This is a genomic window from Enterobacter sp. D2, assembly GCF_034427575.1.
GTDB classification, from domain to species: domain Bacteria; phylum Pseudomonadota; class Gammaproteobacteria; order Enterobacterales; family Enterobacteriaceae; genus Enterobacter; species Enterobacter cloacae_M.
This window is the reverse complement of sequence record NZ_JAXQPP010000001.1, coordinates 958,521-980,421: the sequence shown is the minus strand read 5'-3', so window position 1 is coordinate 980,421 and position 21,901 is coordinate 958,521. Positions and strand designations below refer to the sequence as shown.

Here is a 21,901-nt window from a genome sequence, read left to right as displayed (position 1 = left end):
GCATTATGCGCCGTGTGCGTTTTTGCGCGTTCCTGACCGGTCTGCTGCTGGCAGCCCCCCTCTGTGCCGCCGAAAGCTGGCACGCTATCCAACAGCAGGCCAAAGGCCAGACCGTCTGGTTTAACGCCTGGGGCGGCGATCCGGCGGTCAACCGCTACCTTGAGTGGGTCAGCGGTGAGATGCAAACGCACTACGCCATTACCCTAAAAATTGTCCCGCTGGAGGACGCCGCCGATGCGGTAAAACGGATCCAGACGGAAGCCGCCGCGGGGCGTAAGGCCAACGGCTCGGTTGACCTGCTGTGGGTCAACGGCGAAAATTTCCGCACGTTAAAAGAGGCGAACCTGCTGCAAACCGGATGGGCGCAGACGTTGCCAAACTGGCGCTATGTCGATACCCGTAAACCCGTCATGGAAGATTTTGCGATTCCAACCGACGGGGCGGAATCCCCGTGGGGCGGCGCGCAGCTAACCTTTATCGCCCGCAAAGCCAGCATGCCGACGCCGCAGGTGGATCCGCAGGCGCTGCAGGCCTACGCGCAGCAGCACCCGGGTAAGATCAGCTATCCCCGCCCACCCGATTTTACCGGCACGGCATTTCTTGAGCAGCTGCTGCTGACGCTCACCGATCGCCCTGAGGCTTTACAAAAAGCGCCCGATGCAACGTTTGCTGAGGTTACGGCGCCGCTCTGGGCTTACCTCGATAAGCTGCACCCGCTGCTGTGGCGCGAAGGAAAAGATTTCCCTCTCTCGCCAGCCCGAATGGATGCCCTGCTTGCCAGCGGCAGTCTGAACCTGTCGCTGACCTTTAACCCGGCGCATGCGCAGCAGAAAGTGGCGAGCGGCGAACTGCCCGCCGACAGCTACAGCTTTGGTTTCCAGAGCGGGATGCTCGGCAACATCCATTTTGTGGCTATCCCGGCCAATGCCGGCGCGAGCGCGGGCGCAAAGGTGGTCGCTAATTTCCTGCTGTCACCGCAGGCGCAAATCCGCAAGGCCGACCCGGCCATCTGGGGAGACCCGAGCGTCCTGGATGCGAAAACGCTGCCCGAAGAGGAAGCGAAACAGCTGCTGGCCCATACGCCTCAGGGGCTGCCGCAGGTGCTTGCAGAGCCGCAGTCCGCCTGGGTGAACGCGCTGGAGCAGGAATGGCTGCGTCGTTACGGCACCCGCTGAGCGGGCTTGTCTGGCTGGCGATGGCGGTGATTTATCTGCCGATCCTGCCCGCCGGCGTGATGCTGTTCGCACCGGCGCTTTCTGCGACAAACTGGCAGCGGCTGCTGAACGATCCGCAGCTACCGCAGGCGACCGTCGCCACGCTGGTCTCAACGCTCATCGCCACGCTGGGGGCGTTGCTGATTGCCCTTTTCTTCGTCTGCCTTTTGTGGCCAGGTCAACGCTGGCGGCGCCTCACGACCCGGCTGCCCTGGCTATTGGCGATCCCCCATGTGGCGTTCGCCACCAGCGCGTTACTGCTGTTTGCCGAGGGCGGTCTGTTTTATCAGCTCTGTACCTTCTGTACGGCTCCGTTTGACCGCTACGGCGTCGGGCTGGGCCTGACGCTCGCGGTCAAAGAGAGCGCGTTCGTGCTGTGGGCCATTTACGCCGTACTGCCGGAACAACGGCTCGCGCAGCAGAAGATCGTCCTGCAGACCTTTGGCTACGGGCGTTATCAGACGCTCAGCTGGCTGATCCTCCCGGCGATCGCGCCTGTCCTCGGCGCGGTGATGCTGGCGGTGCTGGCATGGTCGCTCTCGATCGTGGACGTGGCGATCGTTCTCGGGCCCGGCAACCCGCCCACCCTGGCCGTGCTGGCCTGGCAGTGGCTAAGCCAGGGCGACGCGCAGCAGCAGGCAAAAGGAACGCTGTTGTGCCTGCTTCTCCTTCTGCTGCTGGTCGCGCTTGCCGCCCTCGGATACGTCCTCTGGAGGGTATGGCGTCGCACAATTCCGGAACTCGCGGGGACGCGCCGAAGGTCTCAGCGCGTCCTGCCTGAGCGGGCACTCAGCGGGTTACTGCCCGCGTGCGGCATCCTGTGCGCTGCGGTACTGCTGATGCTGGCGCAAGGGGGCGACGTGGGTTCCGTGGGGACCAGCCTCTCCTTCGGCCTGCTGTCGAGCCTGATCGCCCTCATCGTCATTTTTCTCTGGCTGGAATGGGGACCGCAGCGCGGCGCAGCGTGGGTGTGGTCACCGCTCGCCCTTCCGGCGCTGCCGCTCGTCACCGGGCAATACTTTATTGCATTGCGTCTGGGGCTCGACGGGCGCTATGCCGCCGTGCTCTGGAGCCATCTGCTGTGGGTGTTGCCGTGGATGCTGCTGGTTCTGCAGCCCGCCTGGCGGCGGATCGATCCCAGGCTTATTCTTACCGCCAGAACGCTCGGCTGGCGACGGGCGAAAATATTCTTACTGCTGAAATGCCCCCTGCTGGTGCGCCCGGCTCTGCTGGCCTTTGCTATTGGTTTTTCCGTCAGCATGGCGCAATACATGCCGACGCTCTGGCTTGGCGCGGGGCGCTTCGCCACGCTGACCACCGAAACCGTCGCGCTCAGCAGCGGGGGCAGCATCCCGACCCTCGCTAACCGGGCGCTGGGATTACTGCTGGTCACGGGCACGGTGTTCGGTCTTGCCGCCCTGTTATCCCGGCTCGCGGGCCGCTACCGTCAAGGATTACGTTAATGCTGAAGGTTAAAGATCTCACCATCGAACCGCTTTTCCGCGAGGTCAATTTTTGCGTTCCTCGCGGGGAGATCGTTACCCTGATGGGGCCGTCCGGCAGCGGCAAATCGACCCTTTTTGCGTGGATGGTCGGCGCGCTGTCAGACGATTTCCAGGCGCGGGGCGAACTGTGGCTCGACGCGCGTCGCTGCGACGGCCTTCCCGTTGAAGCCCGCGGGCTGGGCATTCTCTTTCAGGATGCGCTGCTGTTTGAACAGTTCAGCGTCGGGCAAAATTTGCTGCTGGCCTTGCCTGCGCGGATCGTCGGGAGAGCGCGTCGGGAAGCGGTCGAGCAGGCGCTGGATTCCGCCGGGCTGAGCGGTCATTACGCCAGCGATCCGGCCACCCTCTCCGGCGGGGAGCGTGCCCGGGTCAGCCTGCTGCGGGCCCTGCTCGCAGAGCCGCAGGCGCTGCTGCTGGACGAACCGTTCAGCCGCCTCGATAAAACGCTGCGCACGACGTTTCGGACATGGGTTTTTGACGCCGTCCGCGCGCGCAATATCCCGGTGGTGCTGGTCACGCACGATGAGGACGATATTCCGCCCGGCGGCGAGCTGATTGACATTTCTCGCTGGCAATAATGTGCTAACGCAATGTTTTCCGTTTCGGGAGAGACGACAATGCCCCCCTCTTTTACTGACGTCAGGTTATTCGATGAAACGTGTTTCTCAACTGACCGCGCTGGCCCTGCTCTGCGGCCTCGCGTCCTTTTCCTCTCTGGCGGCTGATTTGGCCAACGCGATGACGCTCTCCCAGCTTCAGGCACAGCACGGCACGCCTGTCGACACCCGCCCCAGCGCGTTCTATAACGGCTGGCCGCAGACCCTCAGCGGCCCCTCCGGGCATGAACCCGCCGCACTCAACCTGGCTGCCGCCTGGCTGGGCGCAATGAGCGACGAGCAGATTGCGAGCTGGGCAAAACAGCATCAGCTTACGCCCGCGACGGCCATCGCCCTGTACGGCGACGAGAACAATAACCTGGCGGTGAAATCCCGCCTGGAGAAAGCCGGATACCGCAACGTCTCGCTGCTCAGCGACGCTCTGAAGACGCCCGACCGCCTTCAGCGCCTGCCTCACTTTGAACAGCTGGTTTACCCGCAGTGGATCCACCGCCTCCAGCAGGGTAAACCCGTGACCGCCGCGCCGGCGGGTGACTGGAAAGTGATTGAAGCCGCCTGGGGCGCACCGAAGTTTTACCTGCTAAACCACATTCCCGGCGCGGGCTACATCGACACCAACGAGGTGGAAAGCGAGCCGCTGTGGAATAAAGTCTCCGACGACAAGCTGAAAGCGATGCTGGCGAAGCACGGGATCCGTCACGACACCACCGTCATTCTGTATGGCCGTGACGTTTACGCCGCCGCGCGCGTGGCGCAGATCATGCTGTATGCGGGCGTGAAGGATGTGCGTATTCTCGACGGCGGCTGGAAGGCGTGGTCCGATGCAGGCCTGCCGGTTGAACGCGGCACGCCCGGCAAAGTGGCGCCTGCCCTCGATTTTGGCGCGCCGATCCCCGGCCAGCCGCAGCTGATGGTTGATATGGAACAGGCGCGCGGGATGCTGCACCGTCAGGATGCCTCCCTGGTCAGCATTCGTTCGTGGCCGGAGTTCATCGGCGAAACCAGCGGCTACAGCTACATCAAGCCAAAAGGTGAAATTGCCGGTGCCCGCTGGGGTCATGCGGGCAGCGACGCGACCCATATGGAAGATTTCCATAACCCGGATGGCACCATGCGCAGCGCGGACGATATCGCCGCCCAGTGGAAGCGCTGGAATATTCTGCCGGAACAGCACGTCGCGTTTTACTGCGGCACCGGGTGGCGCGCGTCAGAAACCTTTATGTACGCCCGGGCGATGGGCTGGAAGAATGTCGCCGTCTATGATGGCGGCTGGTACGAATGGAGCAGTCACCCGCAGAACCCGGTCACCACCGGAGAGCGCGGGCCAGAGAGCGCTCTCTAAGGGCTGAGTGACTTCAGCGTCACATAGCCGCTCCAGACGCGCGTTGTGGTGGTCAGCCAGCACAGCGCGCCGAATACCCATGCGAACAGCGTAAAGTGCGCCGGGAACAGGCAGCACAGCACGAACAGCGCGATGGTCTCCGTCCCTTCCGTTAACCCACCGATGTAATAAAACGACTTGTGCACATAGCCGGGGTTGTCGATGTCGTGCTTCGCCGCCAGCGCCGCAAACGCCAGAAAGCTGCTGCCGGTACCGATAAACGCAAACAGCAGCCAGGTGGCCCCCAGCGCATTCTCTGCGGGAGCCGCGAGCGCAAAGCCAAACGGCACCAGGGCGTAGAACAGAAAATCGAGCGCGATATCAAGAAATCCCCCCGCATCGGTCAGCCCTCTCCTGCGCGCCAGCGCGCCGTCCAGACCATCCAGCAGGCGGTTAAGCACGATGGCAGCCAGCGCAGCCGGATACCAGCCGAGGGCCAGAAACGGCAGCGCCAGCACGCCGATGGCAAACCCGGTCAGGGTTAATCCGTCGGGCGTGATGCCCGGCTTATCCAGCACGGAAACCAGACGATTCAGAACGGGCTTTACCCGCGGATGCAGGTGACGGTCAAGCATGGGGAGTCTCGCTAAACGTGGCGCACAGCCCCTGCGCCGGAATATCCAGCGCGGCATTAAAACGGGCGGAGAGATTCTGAAACGCAATCAGCGCCGTCATCTCGGTAATGGCATCGTCCGTGAAGTGGCGTTTCAGCGCCGTTCTGACTGCCTCATCCGCCCGGGGCGGCGTGGCGGTCATCGCCTCGGCGTAGGCCAGCGCCGCGCGCTCCTGCTCGGTGAACAAGGCGGAATCCTGCCAGTCGCTCACGGCCTGAACCTTATCCAGCGTGCCGCAGCGCTCGGCCAGACGCAGGCTGTTGGCATCAATGCAGAAAGCGCAGTGACAGAGCTGGGATACCCGCGTCATGAGTAGCGAACGCAGCGCGGGCGTCAGGCGCGCGCGACGACGCTCCAGAAAGCCGACAAACAGCGCCACCAGCCAGAACAGACGCGGCATTCGCCCCCACCAGCGGGTGGGATTCAGTACCGCGCCAAAATGCTTTTTCTGCATGGCGGCTATCGGTTTAAGGCTGGCGGGAAGGGATTCGAGGGGGGCAACCCAGGCGGGGGACTCTTTCACCTGATTCTCCTGTTTACTGGACTCTGAGAAAGGGCACGATAATATGTCTTTTTTCGCTATTAATTATTGACGACCATGCTGAAAACACTCGATGTCGTTGCCGCCATCATCGAAAAAGACGGCAACATTTTACTGGCGCAGCGCCCTGCCCACGCCGACCAGCCGGGAATGTGGGAATTTGCAGGCGGTAAAGTCGAGGCCGGAGAAACCCAGCCAGAAGCGCTTATCCGCGAGCTGCGTGAAGAGTTGGGCATTGACGCCCTGCCGGGACAATACGTGGCAAGCCACCAGCGGGAAGTCTCTCAGCGGTTGATTAACCTGCATGCCTGGCACGTTCCTGCTTTCCGCGGCGATATCACGGCGCACTACCACAGCGCGCTGGCGTGGTGTACGCCGGAAGAGGCGTTTGGCTACCCCTTAGCCCCCGCGGATATTCCGCTGCTGGAAGCGTTTATTATTTTACGCGACGCCAGACCAGCGGGTTCGTGCTGATGGCGCGCTCGTCGCGCTGGCACTGCAGCAGAATGCCGTCCGCTTTCACAACGGCCCCTTCCGAGTAGTTCTGATTCTGATAGATACAGCACTGATTGCAGGGCTGCACCGTTTGATTCTGGCCGCTGGAGCTAAACACTTCCGGCGGCACATTCACTTCCACATCCGGACGAATGCGGTCAGCCTGAGCGCCAGCGGTAAACATCAAACATAACGCGGTCATCACATAACGGTTCATCGACTTGTCTTCCTGTTGTGTCCTGATATTGACTATAACGGTAAACCAGAGCCGAACCTTTAATTTATCTCTTCATCGCTTTTCGTTATGACGCCCGCCCTCTCATTAATTTCCCTTTCGTCATAAATTTCTGCTTGCCTCACAAAGCGGTACGGGTGGTATAGTCAAAAAAACAACACAAATCGCATAAGTAATAAACATAAAATACGATAAGAGGTTCTTATATCTATGGATCAGACACGCTCTCTGGAAAGTTTCCTTGCCCATGTTCAGCAGCGCGACCCGCACCAAAGCGAGTTCGCTCAGGCCGTGCGTGAAGTTATGACCACCCTGTGGCCCTTCCTTGAACAAAACCCGCGTTATCGCCAGATGTCTCTGCTTGAACGCATGATCGAGCCAGAGCGCGTGATCCAGTTCCGCGTGACGTGGGTTGACGATCGCAACCAGGTACAGGTTAACCGCGCGTGGCGCGTTCAGTTTAACTCGGCGATTGGCCCGTTTAAGGGCGGCATGCGTTTTCATCCGTCCGTGAACCTGTCGATTCTGAAATTCCTCGGCTTCGAGCAGACCTTTAAAAACGCCCTCACCACGCTACCGATGGGCGGCGGGAAAGGCGGCAGCGATTTCGACCCGAAAGGCAAAAGCGAAGGGGAAGTGATGCGCTTCTGCCAGGCGCTGATGACCGAACTCTACCGCCACCTCGGCCCGGATACCGACGTTCCTGCCGGTGATATCGGCGTGGGCGGACGTGAAGTGGGCTTTATGGCCGGGATGATGAAAAAGCTATCCAACAACAGCGCCTGCGTCTTTACCGGCAAGGGGCTGTCGTTTGGCGGGAGCCTGATCCGCCCGGAAGCGACAGGATACGGCCTGGTTTACTTCACCGAGGCGATGCTCAAGCGTCACGGTTTAGGCTTTGAAGGCATGCGCGTCGCGGTGTCCGGCTCCGGTAACGTGGCGCAGTACGCGATTGAGAAAGCGATGCAGCTTGGCGCTCGCGTGGTGACCGCCTCTGATTCCAGCGGCACGGTGGTGGATGAAGCGGGCTTCACGGCAGAGAAGCTGGCGCGCCTGTGTGAAATCAAAGCCAGCCGCGATGGCCGCGTGGCGGATTATGCCCGGGAGTTTGGCCTGACCTACCTGGAAGGGAAACAGCCGTGGGGCGTTCCGGTGGATATCGCCCTGCCGTGCGCCACGCAGAACGAGCTGGATGCGGACGCCGCGCGTACCCTGATTAGCAACGGCGTAAAAGCGGTGGCCGAAGGGGCAAATATGCCGACCACTATCGATGCGACGGACCTGTTTTTGGAAGCGGGCGTGCTGTTTGCGCCGGGCAAGGCTGCTAACGCGGGCGGCGTGGCGACCTCCGGCCTCGAGATGGCGCAAAACGCCGCACGTCTCGGCTGGAAGGCGGAGAAAGTGGATGCGCGCCTGCACCACATCATGCTGGATATTCACCATGCCTGCGTGGAGTACGGCGGCGAGGCGTCGCAAACCAACTACGTGCGCGGGGCGAATATCGCCGGGTTCGTGAAGGTGGCGGATGCGATGATTGGTCAGGGCGTGATTTAAGGTTTATCGCGTGCGGCCGGGTGCCCTCACCCCGGCCCTCTCCCACCGGGAGAGGGGAGAAAAACGTGTGTCAGGCCGCGCTCTTTTTCTTCTTGAACGGTTTCTTCGCGCCGCCACCGGGCGCAACCATGCCTCTGAACGTTTTCACCGGCGTGCTGCGCGCCTGATCGATCAGCTGATAAAGCGTCCCGACCAGCGGCTGCATAAAGTCCTGATAGCGGCACTGCTTCTCGCTGATCTGCGTCAGCACCGATTCCCAGTGCGCGGTCATGTCCGGCCTGGCGGCCAGCTCCGGCAGAGAGTGGATTAGCGCCCGGCCCGGCTCCGTTGAGTGGATATAGCGTCCCTTTTTCTCCAGGAAGCCGCGCTTAAAGAGCAGCTCGATGATCCCCGCTCGCGTCGCTTCCGTTCCCAGACCGTCGGTGGCGCGCAGGATCTTCTTCAGATCTTTATCCTGAACGAACCGGGCGATCCCGGTCATCGCCGACAGCAGCGTCGCATCGGTGAAATGGCGCGGAGGCTGGGTCTGACGTTCAACCACTTCGCCCTTCTCGCACAGCAGTTCGTCATCTTTGGCGACCACCGGCAGCGGCGTGCCGTCGTTCTCCTCATCACGCTCTTTGTTGCCGAGGAGCGTACGCCAGCCCGCTTCTGCGAGGAAACGCGCTTTGGCGACAAACTTACCTTTGGCAATCTCAAGCTCAATCACGCACTTGCGGAATACCGCGTCCGGGCAGAACTGCATCAGGTACTGACGGGCAATCAGGTGATAGACCTTCGCTTCGTTCTCGGTCAGGTTGACGATGCTGGCGCGGGCCGTCGGGATAATCGCGTGGTGGGCATCGACTTTTTTATCATCCCAGCAGCGGTTATGGGTGTCCGGGTTTACCGCAGGCTGCGGGAGCAGATCCGGCGCGTGCACGCCGATGGCGTTCATCACCGAGTGGCGACCGGCAAAGTGCTCTTCCGGCAGATAGCGGCTGTCCGAACGCGGGTAGGTGATGAGCTTATGGGTTTCGTAGAGCTTCTGGCAGATGTCCAGCACGTTCTGCGCGCTGAGGCCAAAGCGCTTCGCGGCCTCAATCTGCAGGGCCGACAGAGAGAACGGCAGCGGCGCGGGTTCTGATTCCCGTTTATCGTTATAGCTGGTGACGATAGCCGGCTGGCCGGTAATGCGGTTAACCACATGATCCGCCAGCGGACGGTGCAGCAAGCGCCCCTCTTCATCCTGGTAAGATTCGCAGGCGTCGCTCGGCTGCCAGACGGCGGTAAAGCGCTCGTCTTCAGGCGTGACGATATGCGCTTTCACTTCAAAAAAATCTTTGGCGACGAAGTTCTCAATCTCTTCATCGCGACGCACCACCAGCCCCAGCACCGGCGTCTGCACGCGCCCCACGGAGAGCACGCCCTGATAGCCCGCGTTGCGCCCGAGTATGGTGTAGGCGCGGGTCATATTGATGCCGTACAGCCAGTCGGCGCGCGCGCGGGCGAGCGCCGAGACGCACAGCGGAATAAACTCGCTGTTGGCGCGCAGGCGCGAGATCGCACGCTCCACCGCCTGCGGGTTGAGGTCGTTGATCAGGCAGCGCTGCACCTGCTGACGCTTTTCCGGCGCCAGTTCAAGATAGTCCAGCACCTCATCCACCAGCAGCTGCCCTTCCCTGTCCGGGTCACCTGCGTGCACGATTTCAGCGGCGTCATGCAGGAAGCGCTTGATCACGTTGAGCTGTTTGGTGACTGAAGGTCGGGGCTGCAGGCGCCATTTTTCCGGCACGATGGGCAGATCGTTTAAATTCCAGCGGGCGTAGCGGCTGTCGTAGACGTCCGGCTGCGCCTGCTCAAGCAGGTGACCAATACACCAGGTGACCACCTGCCCGTTACCGCATTCGATAAAGCCGTCACCTTTGCGATGCGGTTTAGGCAGCACGTCGGCGATGGCGCGGGCCAGGCTCGGCTTTTCGGCAATAAACAACCGCATCGAATTAACGGATCTCAATCATCGGACGACCGCCGCGCGCGGTCACCAGCTCGCCGATTGCCGTCAGGGTGATGCCGAACTCGGCGGCCGTTGCCTGAACCTCGGCTTCCGATTCCGGCGTGACCGCCAGCAGCAGGCCGCCGGAGGTTTGCGGATCGCACAGCAGGTTGCGCCACTCCGCAGGCATTTCGCCCATCAGGTGACCGTAGCTGGCGAAGTTGCGCTGGGTACCGCCCGGCACCGCGCCCTGAGCAATATACTCCTCCACGCCCGGCAGCTTCGGCACGTCCTGATACCAGACCTGCGCCTGCACGCCCGCGCCCTGACACACTTCAGAGAGGTGCCCCAGCAGACCAAAACCGGTGACGTCGGTCATCGCCTTCACGCCGTCGATATTGGCAAACGCCGCACCGGCGAGGTTCATCTGGCACATGACTTCGGTTGCCAGACCTTTGTGCTCCGGTTTCAGCAGGGATTTTTTCTCGGCGGTGGTCAGCACGCCAATACCCAGCGGCTTGGTAAGGAACAATTTACAGCCCGCCTGCGCGGTGCTGTTGCGCTTTACGCGTTCGGTCGGCACTACGCCGGTGACGGCCAGGCCGAAGATCGGTTCGGGCGCATCAATAGAGTGACCGCCGGCCAGCGCAATCCCCGCCTGCTGGCAGGCAAAACGACCGCCATCAATCACTTCACGGGCCACTTCCGGCGGGATGGTGTTGATCGGCCAGCCCAGAATGGCAATCGCCATGATCGGCTTACCGCCCATCGCGAAGATATCGCTGATGGCGTTGGTGGCCGCAATGCGCCCGAAGTCGAACGGGTTGTCGACAATCGGCATAAAGAAGTCGGTAGTACTGATAATGCTGGTGCCGTTACCTAAGTCATAAACTGCAGCATCGTCACGCGTTTCGTTGCCGACAAGCAGGTTCGGGTCGACAAACTTCGCCTGTTCACTGTGCAGGATGGTCTCCAGCACTTTCGGCGAAATTTTACAACCGCAACCGGCTCCGTGGCTGTACTGCGTTAAACGAATGGTTTGCTCGCTCATGGACGTCTCCTGTCATCTCAATCGCGCTATGGTAGCGCTCATTCCATAAAGAGGTAAGTATGACTGTCTGAATTCTGCGGCAGATGCTCAGAATCCAGACAGTTTAGGTGCGTTATCAGAAATGGCTGACGAAAGGCGTGGTGTCCGGAATGCTGATGGTGCTGGAGGCTTTAAGCTGCGGGGTGCCGAGATAGAGGAAACCGACAATTTTGTCATGCTCACCGCAGCCAAAACCGTCACGGACCGCCGGGCTTTCGGTCAGCGCACCGGTACGCCAGATACCGTTAAAGCCCTGCGCGACGGCGGCCATTTGCATCGCCATCACCGCACAGCCTGCGGACATTTCCTGTTCCCAGACCGGCACCTTATGGTCAGCCTGGCATTTCGCCACGACGGCGATAATCATCGGGGCGCGGAACGGGGCATTGCGCGCCTTGTCGATACCTTTCTCATCCTGCCCGGCGGCAATCGCGCCCTGCTCCAGCAGTTGGCTGAAACGATCGCGGCCTTCGCCTTCAATCACAAAGAAGTGCCACGGCTGCAGCGTGCCGTGATCGGGGGCACGCATGCCGGCACGCAGAATGTTCTCCAGCTGCTCGCCTGCCGGGGCAGGTTCGGCCAGACGGGAAGCGCTACGGCGGTTAACAAGCAGTTCGAGTGCGTCCATTGGTTAACTCCTTTCTTGAAATTTACTCACAAAATTAACACGACCGCAGATTTTGTTACAGCCTGGCAGGCGATTCCTGCTGACAAGTGGCGGTTGGGTCATTACGATAACCCAACATTACCGTCCAGTGGCGACGGAAACAGTCATTTTCTGGTTAGGGAGAATACATGCGAACCCTTTGGCGAATCATTGCCGGTTTCTTTAAATGGACGTGGAGACTGCTCAACTTCGTCCGCAACCTGGTGATGAACATCTTCTTCATCTTCCTGGTTCTGGTTTGCGCGGGCATCTGGATGCATATCAGCAACGCGAATCAGGCGCAGCATTCGACTCGCGGGGCCCTGTTACTCGATATCACCGGCGTTATCGTTGATAAACCGTCCGCCAGCAACCGTCTGGGGGCAATCAGCCGCCAGCTGTTTGGCGCGACGTCAGACCGTCTGCAGGAAAACTCCCTGTTCGATATCGTCGATACCATCCGCCAGGCCAAAGACGACCGGAACATCACTGGGATCGTGCTGGATCTGAAAGATTTTGCCGGCGGCGATCAGCCTTCAATGCAGTACATCGGTAAAGCGCTGCGCGAATTCCGCGACAGCGGCAAGCCGGTGATTGCCGTGGGCGACAGCTACAGCCAGGGGCAATATTATCTGGCGAGCTTCGCCAATAAGATCTGGCTCTCTCCGCAGGGTACGGTGGATCTGCACGGTTTTGCCACCAACGGCCTGTACTATAAGTCCCTGCTCGACAAGCTTAAGGTTACCACCCACGTCTTCCGCGTCGGCACGTACAAATCCGCCGTCGAGCCGTTTATCCGCGACGACATGTCTCCTGCCGCCCGTGAAGCGGACAGCCGCTGGATTGGCGAGCTGTGGCAGAACTATCTCGGCACCGTTGCCGCCAACCGCCAGATTACGCCTGAGCAGGCGTTCCCGGGCGCACAGGGCGTGCTGGATGGCCTGCGTAAGGTTGACGGTGATACCGCAAAATATGCGCTCGATAACAAACTGGTTGATGCCCTGGGCACCAGCGCCGAGATTGAAAAATCCCTTAGCAAACAGTTTGGCTGGAGCAAAGAGGACAAAAATTACAGCGCCATCAGCATGTATGATTACTCGACGAAAAAGCCTGATGACAGCGGTAACAGCGTCGCGGTGGTGTTTGCCAACGGCGCCATCATGGACGGCCAGGAGACTCCGGGGAACGTGGGCGGCGATACTACCGCGTCACAAATCCGCGATGCTCGCCTGGATCCAAAAGTGAAAGCGATCGTCCTGCGGGTGAACAGCCCTGGCGGCAGCGTCAGCGCCTCCGAGGTGATCCGCGCTGAACTGGCTGCGGCGCGTGCCGCCGGCAAGCCGGTCGTCGTATCCATGGGCGGAATGGCCGCCTCCGGGGGTTACTGGATCTCAACGCCAGCCAACTACATCGTGGCCAACCCAAGCACGCTGACCGGTTCGATTGGCATCTTCGGGGTGATCAACACCGTGGAAAACAGCCTGGATTCTCTGGGCGTGCATACCGATGGCGTGGCCACCTCTCCGCTGGCTGATGTGTCGGTGACCAAATCCCTGCCGCCAGAAGTCTCTGAGATGATGCAGCTCAGCATTGAGAACGGCTATAAGCGCTTTATCACCCTGGTAGCGGACTCGCGTAAAAAGACGCCTGAGCAGATCGACCAGATCGCGCAGGGCCACGTCTGGACCGGCCAGGATGCGAAGAGCAACGGTCTGGTGGACAGCCTGGGCGACTTCGATGACGCGGTGAAAAAAGCCGCCGAGCTGGCGAAGCTCAAGCAATGGCATATCGAGTATTACCAGGACGAGCCTTCGTTCTTCGATATGGTCATGGACAGCATGTCCGGCTCGGTACGCGCCATGCTGCCGGAGGCGATGCAGGCTTACCTGCCTGCGCCAGTCGCCACAGCGGCGAAAGCGATGAAGGCGGAAAGCGATAAGCTCGCGGCCTTTAACGATCCACAGAGTCGTTACGCGTTTTGCCTGACCTGCGCTAACGTCCGTTAAAAACCGTCCCCTCTTCCCGCGAAGAGGGGATTTTTTTCTTTTGAAGAACAAGAACTCACTACCATGCAGAAGAAATCGATTTATGTAGCCTACACTGGCGGTACCATCGGTATGCAGCGCTCTGAAAACGGCTATATCCCTGTCTCCGGCCACCTTCAGCGTCAGCTTGCGCTGATGCCTGAATTCCACCGTCCGGAAATGCCAGACTTCACCATCCACGAATACGAGCCGCTGATGGACTCCTCCGACATGACGCCGGAAGACTGGCAGCACATCGCGGATGACATTAAAGCCCATTACGACCAGTACGACGGCTTCGTGATCCTGCACGGCACCGACACCATGGCGTTTACCGCCTCGGCGCTCTCTTTCATGCTGGAGAACCTGAGCAAGCCGGTTATCGTTACCGGGTCGCAAATTCCGCTGGCGGAGCTGCGCTCGGACGGGCAGATCAACCTGCTGAACTCCCTGTACGTGGCGGCGAATTACCCGATTAACGAAGTGTCGCTGTTTTTCAACAACCGTCTGTATCGCGGCAACCGCACCACCAAAGCCCATGCCGACGGCTTTGACGCCTTCGCCTCCCCTAACCTGCAGCCGCTGCTGGAGGCCGGGATTCATATCCGTCGTCTGGGCACGCCGCCTGCGCCGAACACCGCCGGCGAGCTGATCGTGCATCCGATCACTCCGCAACCGATTGGCGTGGTCACTATTTACCCGGGTATCTCTGCTGACGTTGTGCGTAACTTCCTGCGCCAGCCGGTGAAAGCGCTGATCCTGCGCTCCTATGGCGTAGGTAATGCCCCGCAGAACGGCGAATTCCTGAAAGAGCTCCAGGAAGCCAGCGAGCGCGGAATTGTGGTCGTGAACCTGACCCAGTGCATGTCCGGAAAGGTCAACATGGGCGGCTATGCCACCGGCAACGCGCTGGCTCATGCGGGAGTCATCAGCGGCTTCGATATGACCGTTGAGGCAACGCTGACTAAACTTCACTATTTACTGAGTCAGGATCTGGACATTCAGTCCATTCGCAGCGCGATGATGAAAAACCTGCGCGGCGAGCTGACCCCGGACGAATAAGGAGTGCTCATGAAGCAACGCGCCCTGCTACTGGTCGATTTGCAAAATGATTTCTGCGCGGGCGGTGCGCTGGCCGTCGCCGAAGGTGACAGCACCGTTGACGTGGCAAACACGCTGATTGACTGGTGCAAAGCCCGCGGTGTAGCGGTTGTCGCAAGCCAGGACTGGCACCCGGCGAACCACGGCAGCTTTGCCAGCCAGCACAACGTCGAGCCTTTCACTCAGGGTGAACTCGACGGGCTGGCGCAAACCTTCTGGCCGGATCACTGCGTACAGCAGACGGAAGGCGCGGAGCTGCATCCGCTCCTGAATCAGAAAGCCGTCGACGCGGTGTTCCATAAAGGTGAAAACCCGGCTATCGACAGCTATAGCGCGTTTTTTGATAACGGGCATCGCCAGAAAACGGCGCTGGACGCGTGGTTACGTCATCACGAAATCACGGAGCTGATCGTGCTGGGCCTGGCGACGGATTACTGCGTGAAGTTTACCGTGCTGGACGCGCTCCAGTTAGGTTATACCGTCAGCGTCATCACCGACGGCTGCCGCGGGGTAAACATTCATCCGCAGGACAGCGCTCAGGCGTTTATGGATATGGCTGCGGAAGGCGCAACGCTGTATACGCTCGAAGACTGGCTGGAAACGCAGGCGTAGTCTTTTACGCCCTCTCCCTGTGGGAGAGGGCATCAACCCGCACCGTTATTGCATTTTCATCGTCGCAATCGGCTTCGGCGTGATGCCGAAGTCTTCTTTCAGCTCGCGCTTGCTCTTCATCACCATCTGGCCTTTGGTGTCGATCGTCATGTGCTGCGCGTCGGTGTTATTGCGCGCCTGCCACAGCATCACCAGCTGTAAACTGTTCTCTTTTTGCTCCGGCGTCAGCGCGACGCCGTCGGGCCATTTTCCCAGTTCTACGGCGGTCACCAGACGCTGATAAATTTCCGGCGTCATGCCGCTAATCATGTCATCAATATTCACACTCGCGCCCTTTCAAAGGAATAATTTGCTGAATCGTTTTTTCAACCCTTAATCTGGTCACCGTTCTCATCATCGGTGAAGCTCATTGAGGCAGAGTTTACGCAGAAACGCTCGCCCGTAGGCTGTGGGCCATCCGGGAAGACGTGCCCAAGGTGCGCATCGCAGTTGCCGCAGCGAATTTCCGTGCGCACCATGCCGTGCGACGAGTCGGTCAGGTAGCGGATGGCCTCATCGCTCACCGGCTCGTAAAAACTCGGCCAGCCGCAGCCAGAATCAAATTTCGTTTGTGAATTGAACAACGGGGCATCACAGACCAGACAGTGGTAGACGCCGTCTCGCTTGTTGTGCAGTAAACGCCCGGTGAACGGCGGTTCCGTTCCGTGATTCTGCGTCACGTAAAACTGCATTTCTGTGAGGTTTTTTTTCAAATCGTCAGGGTTACGTTGGTTCGACATATGCTTACATCTCGCTGTAGAAACAGACATCTTTCAACCCGGATTCTAACAAAACATTAACACCCTTGCGTGCACTTTTGATCTAAACTTATGTGTCGCGAATAAGCGGTCAGGCAATTGTGATCATGTTCACATTTTTATCCTGCGATGACTTTAAAATCCCGGCTCAGCCCCCATATGGGTGCAAGCTCAAAGGGAAAGTGAGGCGAGTCAGTCGCACAAACGTTAGTCACAGGATTGATTTGTCGCAATGATTGACACGATTCCGCTTGACGCTGCGTAAGGTTTTTGTAATTTTACAGGCAACCTTTTATTCACTAACAAATAGCTGGTGGAATATATGACTATCAAAGTAGGTATCAACGGTTTTGGCCGTATCGGCCGTATTGTTTTCCGTGCTGCTCAGAAACGTTCTGACATCGAAATCGTTGGTATCAACGATCTCCTGGACGCTGAATACATGGCGTACATGCTGAAGTACGACTCAACTCACGGTCGTTTCGACGGCACCGTTGAAGTGAAAGACGGCCACCTGGTTGTTAATGGCAAAACCATCCGCGTTACTGCTGAAAAAGACCCAGCTAACCTGAAATGGAACGAAATCGGTGTTGACGTTGTTGCTGAAGCAACCGGTATCTTCCTGACCGACGAAACTGCACGTAAACACATCACTGCGGGTGCGAAGAAAGTTGTTCTGACTGGTCCTTCCAAAGACAACACCCCAATGTTCGTTCGTGGTGCAAACTTCGAAACTTACGCTGGCCAGGATATCGTGTCTAACGCATCCTGCACCACCAACTGCCTGGCACCGCTGGCTAAAGTTATCAACGACAACTTCGGCATCATCGAAGGTCTGATGACTACCGTTCACGCAACCACCGCTACTCAGAAAACCGTTGATGGCCCGTCTCACAAAGACTGGCGCGGCGGCCGTGGCGCGGCTCAGAACATCATCCCATCCTCTACCGGTGCTGCTAAAGCTGTAGGTAAAGTACTGCCAGAACTGAATGGCAAACTGACTGGTATGGCGTTCCGCGTTCCAACTCCTAACGTATCCGTTGTTGACCTGACCGTTCGTCTGGAAAAAGCTGCTTCTTATGAAGAAATTAAGAAAGCAATCAAAGCTGCTTCCGAAGGCGCAATGAAAGGCGTTCTGGGCTACACCGAAGACGACGTTGTTTCTACCGACTTCAACGGCGAAATCTGCACTTCCGTGTTCGATGCTAAAGCAGGTATCGCACTGAACGACAACTTCGTTAAACTGGTTTCCTGGTACGACAACGAAACTGGCTACTCTAACAAAGTACTGGACCTGATCGCTCACATCTCTAAATAAGTTGAGATGAGTGCTTGATCCAAAAGGCGACTTCGGTCGCCTTTTTTTATTTATAAGACAGAGGATTGCTTAATGATTAATAAAATTTTTGCACTTCCGGTAGTCGAACAACTTACCCCTGTGCTCTCCCGCCGTCAGATTGACGGTGCCGACGTTATCGTCGTTGACCACCCACGCGTTAAAGCTTCCGTGGCGCTGAACGGCGCGCACCTGCTCTCCTGGAAACCGGAAGGTGAAGCCGAAGGTTTGTGGCTGAGCGATGCGACCTCCTTCAAAAAGGGGGCGGCTATTCGCGGCGGCGTGCCGATCTGCTGGCCGTGGTTCGGCCCGTCCGCACAGCCGGGTTTGCCGTCTCACGGTTTTGCCCGCAACCAGCAGTGGACGCTGAAAGCGCATAACGAAGATGACAACGGCACAGCGCTGACCTTTGAGCTGCAGGCAAACGATGAAACCCGCGCCCTCTGGCCGCACGATTTCACCCTGTATGCCCGCTTCAAACTGGGTAAAACCTGTGAAATCGAACTGGAAGCTCACGGCGAGTTCGAAACCACCTCTGCCCTGCACACCTATTTCAACGTGGGTGATATCAGCGCCGTGAAGGTGAGCGGCCTTGGCGATACCTATATTGATAAAGTCGATAACGCGAAAGAAGGCAAACTGAGCGACGGCGTTCAGGCATTCCCTGACCGTACCGACCGCGTTTACCTGCACCCGGAAGCGTGCAGCGTGATCCACGACGGCGCCCTGAACCGCGGCATTGAAGTGGTTCATCATCATCACAGCGACGTGGTGGGCTGGAACCCGGGTCCGGCGCTGTCCGTCAGCATGGCCGACATGACGGATGATGGGTATAAAACGTTTGTCTGCGTGGAAACGGCTCGCGTGACCAACCCGCAGAAAGCGAGTGAAGAAAAACCGTCTCGTTTAGGGCAGACGATTCGCATTGTTAAGCGATAAATTCTCTGCACCACGCTAAAGCAAACGGGGCGCAAGCGCCCCGTTTTAATGCATCAATTGCACGATATTAGTGCGCAATCAGAACTTGTAGCTCACACCCACAGAGAAGATGCCTGCCCAGGACTTATCGACCATCGGGCTATCCTTCACTTCGTCGCTCAGACGCTCATAGCGGCCGGTACCGTACACGCTCCAGTCGCCAAGGAAGTTGTAGCTCGCGGTCAGCTCCAGATAAGGATCCCAGCCGTCATCTGCACTGTAGCTTTTCAGACCACTTCGGCGTGACTCGTTTTTAGAGACGCCGTAATAGTAGTCGTTGTAGTTCTCGCTGTTGTACTGCACACCGATACCCGGCGTCAGGGTGAGCCCGCCGTTGGTGTAGCGGTACAACCACGCCAGATCCCAGATAAAGCCGTTGCTGTTATCCAGCGTATCACCCGCCAGGGCCGTACGCAGGAAGCCATACTCGGTGTTATGTACATAAGAGAGCCCGGCCATCATGGTGCTTTTACGCTTGTCGAGCTGGCGAAGCGCATGGCTGTCGCTGTCACCCGGCTTGAAGTGCGTTGGATCGTAGTAGGCCATGATGGAGAGCTTATCGGCCTTATCGTTCCAGAGATAGTAACCGCCGCCGAGCCCGCGGAACCAGACGTTGTCGCCTTCATAGGTGATAACGGGAACAGGATAAACATCACGGTCATACTGTTTATACGGGCTGTTAATGACGCCAACACCCGCGCCAACCGTCCACTGACTTTCCGCCTGTGCGGTATTCACTGCGGTCGCGGCAAAGATGCCTAATGCCAGAAGTTTGAGTTTGGTCACAATCCATTCTTTCCTGTAGTCAAATAATCAGCGGATGAAGTGTAACCGCCATTCCCGTACATCCCAAAATTTTTTGCCTGCTAATCAGTCTGATTAACCCGTTATTTTTAACTTTTCAGATGACAACCCGCTTTCATTTATATGACCACTGAATGAAAAACGTGCATTTGTCTTATAACGACAGTGGAAATTTTTGGATGAGTTATTGATATGTCATTGAAAGTAGATTTTCTGGGCATGCAAGTTTTGCAAATGCCATCTACGCTTTAATTTAAGAAGAGTTTTCCTGAACACCCTGCGGTTCTTAGCGTCTGACCTGGCACACAGGTTGCTGCTCTGGCAGTGAGGTGCGAGAGATTCTCTTCCGGGAGCCTCCACTACTCATACGAACGGCTCTTATCCTGTGCTAAAAAACGAAAGGACGGCATGCCATGAATATATTCGATCACTATCGCCAGCGCTATGAAGCTGCCAAGGACGAAGAGTTCACACTGCAGGAGTTTCTTACCATCTGTCGGCAAGATCGCAGTGCCTATGCCAATGCGGCAGAACGGCTATTGATGGCTATTGGTGAGCCAAACATGGTTGACACTGCCCTGGAGCCTCGGCTTTCCCGTCTTTTTTCAAATCGGGTGGTCGCCCGATACCCGGCGTTTGAAGAGTTCTATGGTATGGAAGATGCCATCGAACAGATTGTCTCCTATCTGAAGCATGCCGCTCAGGGTCTGGAAGAGAAGAAACAGATCCTCTATTTACTCGGCCCGGTGGGTGGCGGTAAATCCTCGCTGGCTGAACGCCTGAAGTCGCTGATGCAGCGCGTCCCTATCTATGTGCTGAGCGCCAACGGTGAACGCAGCCCGGTGAACGACCATCCGCTGTGCCTGTTCAATCCGCAGGAAGACGCGCAGATTCTGGATAAAGAGTATGGCATCCCGCGTCGCTATCTCGGGACCATCATGTCGCCGTGGGCGGCAAAACGCCTGCATGAGTTTGGTGGCGACATCACCAAATTCCGCGTGGTGAAGGTCTGGCCGTCTATCCTTGAGCAGATCGCCATCGCCAAAACAGAACCGGGTGATGAGAACAACCAGGATATCTCGGCTCTGGTAGGTAAAGTCGATATCCGTAAGCTGGAAAACTTCGCGCAAAACGATCCGGACGCCTACGGTTACTCAGGCGCGCTGTGCCGTGCGAACCAGGGGATTATGGAATTCGTCGAGATGTTTAAAGCACCGATTAAAGTGCTGCATCCTCTGCTGACGGCTACCCAGGAAGGCAACTACAACGGGACGGAAGGTATCTCCGCCCTGCCGTTTAACGGGATTATTCTCGCCCACTCGAACGAATCTGAATGGGTGACCTTCCGTAATAACAAAAACAATGAGGCCTTCCTTGACCGCGTGTACATCGTCAAGGTGCCTTATTGCCTGCGGATCTCCGAAGAGATCAAAATTTACGAGAAACTGCTTAACCACAGCGAGCTGGTGCACGCTCCTTGCGCACCGGGAACGCTGGAAACGCTGTCGCGCTTCTCCATCCTTTCGCGTCTGAAAGAGCCGGAAAACTCCAGCATCTATTCGAAAATGCGCGTCTATGACGGTGAAAGCCTGAAAGATACCGACCCGAAAGCGAAGTCGTATCAGGAGTACCGCGATTACGCTGGCGTCGACGAGGGGATGAACGGTCTGTCCACGCGTTTCGCGTTTAAGATCCTCTCCCGCGTCTTTAACTTCGACCATGCGGAAGTGGCGGCCAACCCGGTTCATCTGTTCTACGTGCTGGAGCAGCAAATCGAACGCGAGCAGTTCCCGCAGGAGCAGGCTGAACGCTACCTTGAGTTCCTCAAAGGTTACCTGATCCCGAAATACGCCGAGTTCATTGGCAAAGAGATCCAGACGGCCTACCTGGAATCCTATTCAGAATACGGGCAGAACATTTTCGACCGTTACGTCACCTATGCTGACTTCTGGATCCAGGATCAGGAGTACCGCGACCCGGATACCGGCCAGCTGTTTGACCGTGAATCCCTGAACGCGGAGCTGGAAAAAATCGAGAAGCCTGCCGGGATCAGCAACCCGAAAGACTTCCGTAACGAGATTGTGAACTTCGTCCTGCGCGCCAGAGCGCATAACAACGGGCGCAATCCGAACTGGACCAGCTACGAGAAGCTGCGCACGGTCATTGAGAAGAAAATGTTCTCCAATACCGAAGAGCTGCTGCCGGTGATCTCGTTTAACGCCAAAACCTCAACCGATGAGCAGAAAAAGCACGACGACTTTGTCGACCGTATGATGGAAAAAGGCTACACCCGCAAGCAGGTCCGCCTGCTCTGCGAATGGTATCTGCGCGTGCGTAAATCGTCTTAAAAACAAGTGCCCGGTGGCGGTTAGCGCTGACCGG

At 58.1% G+C, this 21,901-nt stretch carries 21 protein-coding genes; 12 read left to right on the top strand and 9 right to left on the bottom strand.

The window, feature by feature from the left end:
- Window positions 1-14 precede the first annotated feature (14 nt).
- From SPG90_RS04750 to SPG90_RS04735, 4 genes are all read left to right on the top strand, one after another.
- Complete coding sequence (locus tag SPG90_RS04750) at window positions 15-1,175, top strand: ABC transporter substrate-binding protein (RefSeq protein ID WP_416208402.1); 1,161 nt, start codon at window positions 15-17, stop codon at window positions 1,173-1,175.
- Window positions 1,148-2,677 (top strand): thiamine ABC transporter permease, encoded by a 1,530-nt coding sequence (locus tag SPG90_RS04745; RefSeq protein WP_047174044.1) that lies wholly within the window; start codon window positions 1,148-1,150, stop codon window positions 2,675-2,677. The genes SPG90_RS04750 and SPG90_RS04745 overlap by 28 nt, the downstream gene beginning before the upstream one ends.
- Window positions 2,677-3,297 carry an ATP-binding cassette domain-containing protein gene (locus tag SPG90_RS04740; RefSeq protein WP_047174043.1) on the top strand — a complete coding sequence of 207 codons (621 nt, stop codon included), beginning with the start codon at window positions 2,677-2,679 and terminating at the stop codon, window positions 3,295-3,297. Before SPG90_RS04745 ends, SPG90_RS04740 begins: the two co-directional genes overlap by 1 nt.
- 73 nt (window positions 3,298-3,370) lie before the next feature.
- Window positions 3,371-4,678: a sulfurtransferase gene (locus SPG90_RS04735; RefSeq protein ID WP_126303161.1), complete on the top strand. Its 1,308-nt coding sequence runs from the start codon at window positions 3,371-3,373 to the stop codon at window positions 4,676-4,678.
- Here the strand turns inward: SPG90_RS04735 and SPG90_RS04730 are convergent.
- Window positions 4,675-5,292 carry a CDP-alcohol phosphatidyltransferase family protein gene (locus tag SPG90_RS04730; RefSeq protein ID WP_322407985.1) on the bottom strand — a complete coding sequence of 206 codons (618 nt, stop codon included), beginning with the start codon at window positions 5,290-5,292 and terminating at the stop codon, window positions 4,675-4,677. The genes SPG90_RS04735 and SPG90_RS04730 overlap by 4 nt on opposite strands.
- Window positions 5,285-5,854 (bottom strand): carboxymuconolactone decarboxylase family protein, encoded by a 570-nt coding sequence (locus tag SPG90_RS04725; protein ID WP_047174040.1) that lies wholly within the window; start codon window positions 5,852-5,854, stop codon window positions 5,285-5,287. The genes SPG90_RS04730 and SPG90_RS04725 overlap by 8 nt, the downstream gene beginning before the upstream one ends.
- A gap of 75 nt (window positions 5,855-5,929) precedes the next feature.
- On the opposite strand from SPG90_RS04725, the gene SPG90_RS04720 reads away from it, so the two are divergent.
- A complete protein-coding gene (locus tag SPG90_RS04720; protein WP_047174039.1) occupies window positions 5,930-6,346 on the top strand; it encodes a pyrimidine (deoxy)nucleoside triphosphate diphosphatase in 417 nt (138 codons plus the stop codon).
- Here SPG90_RS04720 and SPG90_RS04715 read toward each other — a convergent pair.
- Window positions 6,309-6,584, bottom strand: coding sequence for a DUF1496 domain-containing protein (locus SPG90_RS04715; RefSeq protein WP_023311264.1), 276 nt, complete (start codon window positions 6,582-6,584; stop codon window positions 6,309-6,311). The two genes, SPG90_RS04720 and SPG90_RS04715, sit on opposite strands and share 38 nt — an antisense overlap.
- A gap of 228 nt (window positions 6,585-6,812) precedes the next feature.
- On the opposite strand from SPG90_RS04715, the gene gdhA reads away from it, so the two are divergent.
- Entirely contained in the window at window positions 6,813-8,156 is a 1,344-nt protein-coding gene (gdhA, locus tag SPG90_RS04710; RefSeq protein WP_126303159.1) for an NADP-specific glutamate dehydrogenase, read from the top strand.
- Window positions 8,157-8,226: 70 nt separating this feature from the next.
- Here gdhA and SPG90_RS04705 read toward each other — a convergent pair whose 3' ends face one another.
- The 3 genes from SPG90_RS04705 to SPG90_RS04695 all read right to left on the bottom strand — a co-directional run bounded on the left by SPG90_RS04705 (window position 8,227) and on the right by SPG90_RS04695 (window position 11,849).
- The gene (locus SPG90_RS04705) at window positions 8,227-10,134 is read right to left on the bottom strand and encodes a DNA topoisomerase III (RefSeq protein WP_047174037.1); all 1,908 of its coding nucleotides are present in this window, start codon (window positions 10,132-10,134) and stop codon (window positions 8,227-8,229) included.
- A 4-nt stretch (window positions 10,135-10,138) separates the two neighbouring features.
- On the bottom strand, window positions 10,139-11,182 hold the full coding sequence (gene selD, locus SPG90_RS04700) for a selenide, water dikinase SelD (RefSeq protein ID WP_047174036.1): 1,044 nt from the start codon (window positions 11,180-11,182) through the stop codon (window positions 10,139-10,141).
- Between the two features lie 115 nt (window positions 11,183-11,297).
- Complete coding sequence (locus SPG90_RS04695) at window positions 11,298-11,849, bottom strand: NAD(P)H nitroreductase (protein ID WP_045401546.1); 552 nt, start codon at window positions 11,847-11,849, stop codon at window positions 11,298-11,300.
- A gap of 167 nt (window positions 11,850-12,016) precedes the next feature.
- On the opposite strand from SPG90_RS04695, the gene sppA reads away from it, so the two are divergent.
- The 3 genes from sppA to pncA all read left to right on the top strand — a co-directional run bounded on the left by sppA (window position 12,017) and on the right by pncA (window position 15,604).
- Entirely contained in the window at window positions 12,017-13,873 is a 1,857-nt protein-coding gene (gene sppA / locus SPG90_RS04690) for a signal peptide peptidase SppA (RefSeq protein ID WP_045353656.1), read from the top strand.
- Between the two features lie 63 nt (window positions 13,874-13,936).
- Window positions 13,937-14,953 (top strand): asparaginase, encoded by a 1,017-nt coding sequence (gene ansA / locus SPG90_RS04685; protein ID WP_047174034.1) that lies wholly within the window; start codon window positions 13,937-13,939, stop codon window positions 14,951-14,953.
- A 9-nt stretch (window positions 14,954-14,962) separates the two neighbouring features.
- The gene (gene pncA, locus SPG90_RS04680) at window positions 14,963-15,604 is read left to right on the top strand and encodes a bifunctional nicotinamidase/pyrazinamidase (RefSeq protein ID WP_064791064.1); all 642 of its coding nucleotides are present in this window, start codon (window positions 14,963-14,965) and stop codon (window positions 15,602-15,604) included.
- Window positions 15,605-15,649: 45 nt separating this feature from the next.
- Here pncA and SPG90_RS04675 read toward each other — a convergent pair whose 3' ends face one another.
- Window positions 15,650-15,913 (bottom strand): YeaC family protein, encoded by a 264-nt coding sequence (locus SPG90_RS04675; protein WP_196238666.1) that lies wholly within the window; start codon window positions 15,911-15,913, stop codon window positions 15,650-15,652.
- Between the two features lie 56 nt (window positions 15,914-15,969).
- Window positions 15,970-16,383, bottom strand: coding sequence for a peptide-methionine (R)-S-oxide reductase MsrB (msrB, locus tag SPG90_RS04670; RefSeq protein ID WP_008500710.1), 414 nt, complete (start codon window positions 16,381-16,383; stop codon window positions 15,970-15,972).
- Window positions 16,384-16,723: 340 nt separating this feature from the next.
- Between msrB and gapA the strand changes: the two genes are divergently transcribed.
- Window positions 16,724-17,719: a glyceraldehyde-3-phosphate dehydrogenase gene (gene gapA, locus SPG90_RS04665; protein ID WP_023311257.1), complete on the top strand. Its 996-nt coding sequence runs from the start codon at window positions 16,724-16,726 to the stop codon at window positions 17,717-17,719.
- A gap of 72 nt (window positions 17,720-17,791) precedes the next feature.
- Entirely contained in the window at window positions 17,792-18,676 is an 885-nt protein-coding gene (locus SPG90_RS04660; RefSeq protein WP_322407984.1) for a D-hexose-6-phosphate mutarotase, read from the top strand.
- A gap of 78 nt (window positions 18,677-18,754) precedes the next feature.
- On the opposite strand, the gene SPG90_RS04655 is transcribed toward SPG90_RS04660, so the two are convergent.
- Complete coding sequence (locus tag SPG90_RS04655) at window positions 18,755-19,501, bottom strand: MipA/OmpV family protein (protein WP_023311255.1); 747 nt, start codon at window positions 19,499-19,501, stop codon at window positions 18,755-18,757.
- 431 nt (window positions 19,502-19,932) lie between these two features.
- On the opposite strand from SPG90_RS04655, the gene yeaG reads away from it, so the two are divergent.
- Window positions 19,933-21,867 (top strand): protein kinase YeaG, encoded by a 1,935-nt coding sequence (yeaG, locus tag SPG90_RS04650; protein ID WP_008500713.1) that lies wholly within the window; start codon window positions 19,933-19,935, stop codon window positions 21,865-21,867.
- Window positions 21,868-21,901: the final 34 nt, after the last annotated feature.